The organism is Streptococcus mitis (assembly GCF_001579035.1).
GTDB classification, from domain to species: domain Bacteria; phylum Bacillota; class Bacilli; order Lactobacillales; family Streptococcaceae; genus Streptococcus; species Streptococcus mitis_J.
The window spans coordinates 286,054-286,720 of the sequence record NZ_KQ970287.1 but is presented as its reverse complement, the minus strand read 5'-3'; the positions used below and the strand labels follow the sequence as shown (position 1 = coordinate 286,720).

At 28.3% G+C, this 667-nt stretch carries 1 pseudogene; it reads right to left on the bottom strand.

The window, feature by feature from the left end:
- Positions 1-435: 435 nt before the first annotated feature.
- Positions 436-667, bottom strand: a pseudogene (locus SMIDD26_RS12965) (Abi family protein); the annotation flags it as partial.

Below are 667 nucleotides of genomic sequence, written 5' to 3'. Positions count from 1 at the left end.
TTACAATAAAATTGATTCATACCAAGCTTTCTAGGTTTTCACGAGCAAAGCTACACACTCGACGTGTAGTGATAGCTTTCTTCTATACTAATAGACGAAAGAGAAAAAAAGTGATTTTAGAATTATACTGTAGAAATAAATATTAACTTTAGTAATGACTAACTTTCTAAAATATCTTCAATAAGCAGTTCTATCCTCTGGATAATAAATCAGAAATTCTGAACTGCATGTAAACTCTATACAATTCAAGGTACTTCAGGAATCAAACATCTTCAACACTATTTTCAACTTACCTAAATATATAAAATAAGGAGGAAAGTTTATTAACCTTCCCCCTTATGACCTTTTGAAAACCTCTTTCAAGGATTTCACGCCGTCGTGGCACTAAAATATAACGTAGATTATTTTATCATAACCAGCAACTTTTTGCAACACTTACTTGCCAATTCTGTTAAAAAAATTTTTATTAACATCAAACTTCAATAGTAACATATTTTTTAAATAATAAGATTGAATAGCTCGATCAATCCTTTTAAGGGAGAATCTATTAAAAGAATTTAAAATTTTTAAACCTTGATAAAACTTTAAAACTCTATTATTCCTTTTAGGAGTAAGTAACAAATCAGAGATAAAAAGTCTATTGATTAGAATACTATTTCCCGTCCTA